Below are 5382 nucleotides of genomic sequence, written 5' to 3'. Positions count from 1 at the left end.
CCCACAGGGTCCCCCCTGCAGTACCATCGGCGCTGAAAGGCTTAGCTTCCGGGTTCGAAATGTAACCGGGCGTTTCCCTAACGCAATGACCACCGAAACCCTATCGGGTTCTAGCGAACAAGCACACTTTTTAGTTAAAAGAGTGGAACTACACAGTGGACGCGAGCAACTGAGGACAAGCCCTCGGCCTATTAGTACCAGTCAACTCCACCCGTTACCAGGCTTCCATATCTGGCCTATCAACCCAGTCGTCTACTGGGAGCCTTAACCCCTCAAAGGGGGTGGGAGTACTCATCTCGAAGCAGGCTTCCCGCTTAGATGCTTTCAGCGGTTATCCTTTCCGAACGTAGCCAACCAGCCATGCCCTTGGCAGGACAACTGGCACACCAGAGGTTCGTCCGTCCCGGTCCTCTCGTACTAGGGACAGCCCTTCTCAATACTCCTACGCGCACAGCGGATAGGGACCGAACTGTCTCACGACGTTCTAAACCCAGCTCGCGTACCGCTTTAATGGGCGAACAGCCCAACCCTTGGGACCGACTCCAGCCCCAGGATGCGACGAGCCGACATCGAGGTGCCAAACCATCCCGTCGATATGGACTCTTGGGGAAGATCAGCCTGTTATCCCCGGGGTACCTTTTATCCGTTGAGCGACGGCGCTTCCACAAGCCACCGCCGGATCACTAGTCCCTACTTTCGTACCTGCTCGACCCGTCAGTCTCACAGTCAAGCTCCCTTGTGCACTTACACTCAACACCTGATTGCCAACCAGGCTGAGGGAACCTTTGGGCGCCTCCGTTACTCTTTAGGAGGCAACCGCCCCAGTTAAACTACCCACCAGACACTGTCCCTGATCCGGATCACGGACCCAGGTTAGACATCCAGCACGACCAGAGTGGTATTTCAACAATGACTCCACAACCACTGGCGTGGCCGCTTCAAAGTCTCCCACCTATCCTACACAAGCCGAACCGAACACCAATATCAAGCTATAGTAAAGGTCCCGGGGTCTTTCCGTCCTGCTGCGCGAAACGAGCATCTTTACTCGTAATGCAATTTCACCGGGCCTATGGTTGAGACAGTCGAGAAGTCGTTACGCCATTCGTGCAGGTCGGAACTTACCCGACAAGGAATTTCGCTACCTTAGGATGGTTATAGTTACCACCGCCGTTTACTGGCGCTTAAGTTCTCAGCTTCGCCACACCGAAATGTGACTAACCGGTCCCCTTAACGTTCCAGCACCGGGCAGGCGTCAGTCCGTATACATCGCCTTACGGCTTCGCACGGACCTGTGTTTTTAGTAAACAGTCGCTTCTCGCTGGTCTCTGCGGCCACCACCAGCTCAGGAAGTAAATTCCATCACCAGCAATGGCCCCCCTTCTCCCGAAGTTACGGGGGCATTTTGCCGAGTTCCTTAACCATAGTTCACCCGAACGCCTCGGTATTCTCTACCTGACCACCTGAGTCGGTTTAGGGTACGGGCCGCCATGAAACTCGCTAGAGGCTTTTCTCGACAGCATAGGATCATCCACTTCACCACAATCGGCTCGGCATCAGGTCTCAGGCTTCAAGCTGTCCGGATTTGCCTGGACAGCGCCCTACACCCTTACCCCGGGACAACCACCGCCCGGGCTGGACTACCTTCCTGCGTCACCCCATCGCTTACCTACTACCACCTTGGATCGGCGGCTCCACCACGTCCCTTTGTCCGAAGACTCCAGGCCGGCTTCACGGCCTTAGCATTAATGGATTCGATATTGGGCGTTTCAAAGCGGGTACCGGAATATCAACCGGTTGTCCATCGACTACGCCTGTCGGCCTCGCCTTAGGTCCCGACTTACCCTGGGCAGATCAGCTTGACCCAGGAACCCTTAGTCAATCGGCGCACACGTTTCCCACGTGTGTATCGCTACTCATGCCTGCATTCTCACTCGTGAACCGTCCACAACTCGTTTCCACGGCTGCTTCACCCGGCACACGACGCTCCCCTACCCATCACAACGGACGTTGGTCCTCATGTTGCAATGACACGACTTCGGCGGTGTGCTTGAGCCCCGCTACATTGTCGGCGCGGAATCACTTGACCAGTGAGCTATTACGCACTCTTTCAAGGGTGGCTGCTTCTAAGCCAACCTCCTGGTTGTCTCTGCGACTCCACATCCTTTCCCACTTAGCACACGCTTAGGGGCCTTAGTCGATGCTCTGGGCTGTTTCCCTCTCGACCATGGAGCTTATCCCCCACAGTCTCACTGCCGCGCTCTCACTTACCGGCATTCGGAGTTTGGCTAAGGTCAGTAACCCGGTAGGGCCCATCGCCTATCCAGTGCTCTACCTCCGGCAAGAAACACACGACGCTGCACCTAAATGCATTTCGGGGAGAACCAGCTATCACGGAGTTTGATTGGCCTTTCACCCCTAACCACAGGTCATCCCCCAGGTTTTCAACCCTGGTGGGTTCGGTCCTCCACGAAGTCTTACCTCCGCTTCAACCTGCCCATGGCTAGATCACTCCGCTTCGGGTCTTGGGCACGCTACTCAACGCCCTATTCGGACTCGCTTTCGCTACGGCTTCCCCACACGGGTTAACCTCGCAACATACCGCAAACTCGCAGGCTCATTCTTCAAAAGGCACGCAGTCACGACTGCATGTGCAAGCACATACAGCGACGCTCCCACGGCTTGTAGGCACACGGTTTCAGGTACTATTTCACTCCGCTCCCGCGGTACTTTTCACCATTCCCTCACGGTACTATCCGCTATCGGTCACCAGGGAATATTTAGGCTTAACGGGTGGTCCCGCCAGATTCACACGGGATTTCTCGGGCCCCGTGCTACTTGGGTGGTTCTCAAGCAAGCCGTTGATGTTTCAGCTACGGGGGTCTTACCCTCTACGCCGGACCTTTCGCATGTCCTTCGCCTACACCAACGGTTTCTGACTTGCCTCACAGTCGGCAGACTGCAAAAGAGAACTCCCACAACCCCAACCACGCAACCCCTGCCGGGTATCACACGTGACTGGTTTGGCCTCATCCGGTTTCGCTCGCCACTACTCCCGGAATCACTGTTGTTTTCTCTTCCTGCGGGTACTGAGATGTTTCACTTCCCCGCGTTCCCTCCACACTGCCTATGTGTTCAGCAGCGGGTGACAGCCCATGACGGCTGCCGGGTTTCCCCATTCGGACACCCCCGGATCAAAGCTCGGTTGACAGCTCCCCGGGGCCTATCGTGGCCTCCCACGTCCTTCATCGGTTCCTGGTGCCAAGGCATCCACCGTGCGCCCTTAAAAACTTGGCCACAGATGCTCGCGTCCACTGTGCAGTTCTCAAGCAACGACCAGCCACCCACCACCCCAACCCGAAGGCTGAGTTCACTGGGGCCGGCATCGCGAAGGTCCAGACTCACAGTCCGTACCCTCAGATACCCAACAACGTGCCCGGCCCACTCCATCAATCCCCACGTTCCACGCCGAAGCAGTACTAGTGACAACCAATCAAGTGCGCCGAATAGTCAACGTTCCACCCATGAGCAACCAGCATCAGACATTCGCTGATGTACTGGCCTCTGACCAACCGAGGTTGGTAAGAAGTGCTCCTTAGAAAGGAGGTGATCCAGCCGCACCTTCCGGTACGGCTACCTTGTTACGACTTCGTCCCAATCGCCAGTCCCACCTTCGACGATTCCCTCCCACAAGGGGTTGGGCCACCGGCTTCGGGTGTTACCGACTTTCGTGACGTGACGGGCGGTGTGTACAAGGCCCGGGAACGTATTCACCGCAGCAATGCTGATCTGCGATTACTAGCAACTCCGACTTCATGGGGTCGAGTTGCAGACCCCAATCCGAACTGAGACCGGCTTTTTGAGATTCGCTCCACCTCGCGGTATCGCAGCTCATTGTACCGGCCATTGTAGCACGTGTGCAGCCCAAGACATAAGGGGCATGATGACTTGACGTCGTCCCCACCTTCCTCCGAGTTGACCCCGGCAGTCTCCTGTGAGTCCCCATCACCCCGAAGGGCATGCTGGCAACACAGAACAAGGGTTGCGCTCGTTGCGGGACTTAACCCAACATCTCACGACACGAGCTGACGACAGCCATGCACCACCTGTACACCGACCACAAGGGGGCGCCTGTCTCCAGACGTTTCCGGTGTATGTCAAGCCTTGGTAAGGTTCTTCGCGTTGCGTCGAATTAAGCCACATGCTCCGCTGCTTGTGCGGGCCCCCGTCAATTCCTTTGAGTTTTAGCCTTGCGGCCGTACTCCCCAGGCGGGGAACTTAATGCGTTAGCTGCGGCACGGACGACGTGGAATGTCGCCCACACCTAGTTCCCAACGTTTACGGCGTGGACTACCAGGGTATCTAATCCTGTTCGCTCCCCACGCTTTCGCTCCTCAGCGTCAGTATCGGCCCAGAGATCCGCCTTCGCCACCGGTGTTCCTCCTGATATCTGCGCATTTCACCGCTACACCAGGAATTCCGATCTCCCCTACCGAACTCTAGCCTGCCCGTATCGAATGCAGACCCGGGGTTAAGCCCCGGGCTTTCACATCCGACGTGACAAGCCGCCTACGAGCTCTTTACGCCCAATAATTCCGGACAACGCTTGCGCCCTACGTATTACCGCGGCTGCTGGCACGTAGTTAGCCGGCGCTTCTTCTGCAGGTACCGTCACTCTCGCTTCTTCCCTGCTGAAAGAGGTTTACAACCCGAAGGCCGTCATCCCTCACGCGGCGTCGCTGCATCAGGCTTTCGCCCATTGTGCAATATTCCCCACTGCTGCCTCCCGTAGGAGTCTGGGCCGTGTCTCAGTCCCAGTGTGGCCGGTCGCCCTCTCAGGCCGGCTACCCGTCGTCGCCTTGGTAGGCCATCACCCCACCAACAAGCTGATAGGCCGCGGGCTCATCCTTCACCGCCGGAGCTTTCCACACACAGACCATGCGGTCGTGTGTCGTATCCGGTATTAGACCCCGTTTCCAGGGCTTGTCCCAGAGTGAAGGGCAGATTGCCCACGTGTTACTCACCCGTTCGCCACTAATCCCCTCCCGAAGGAGGTTCATCGTTCGACTTGCATGTGTTAAGCACGCCGCCAGCGTTCGTCCTGAGCCAGGATCAAACTCTCCGTGAATGTTTACCGGTAATCCGGTGAACACACACGAGAGCGGAACGACCAGACGGAATAGGTCCGGTCGTTCACAGCGTCCTCGCTGTGTGTGCCACCCCGACCGCATGGGCCGTGGTGGACTTTCAAAGGAACCTCATCCACCGAGGTGGACGGGGTATCAACATATCTGGCGTTGACTTTTGGCACGCTGTTGAGTTCTCAAGGAACGGACGCTTCCTTTGTTCCTGTTTCACCAGGATCTCCGGGCGCTTCCCTTCGGT

3 rRNA genes are annotated in these 5382 nt (G+C 57.0%); all 3 read right to left on the bottom strand.

What is annotated here, in order from left to right:
- Window positions 1-97: ribosomal RNA gene (gene rrf / locus IF67_RS40705) — 5S ribosomal RNA — on the bottom strand; the annotation flags it as partial.
- Window positions 98-171: 74 nt separating this feature from the next.
- Window positions 172-3294: ribosomal RNA gene (locus IF67_RS0138220) — 23S ribosomal RNA — on the bottom strand.
- 302 nt (window positions 3295-3596) lie between these two features.
- Window positions 3597-5125, bottom strand: a 16S ribosomal RNA gene (locus IF67_RS40030).
- Window positions 5126-5382 lie beyond the last annotated feature (257 nt).

The sequence above is a fragment of the Streptomyces sp. NRRL S-1813 genome, assembly GCF_000719605.1.
Classification (GTDB): Bacteria; Actinomycetota; Actinomycetes; order Streptomycetales; family Streptomycetaceae; genus Streptomyces; species Streptomyces decoyicus.
Note: the sequence above shows the minus strand (reverse complement) of the source record. Positions and strands in the feature narration are given on the sequence as shown.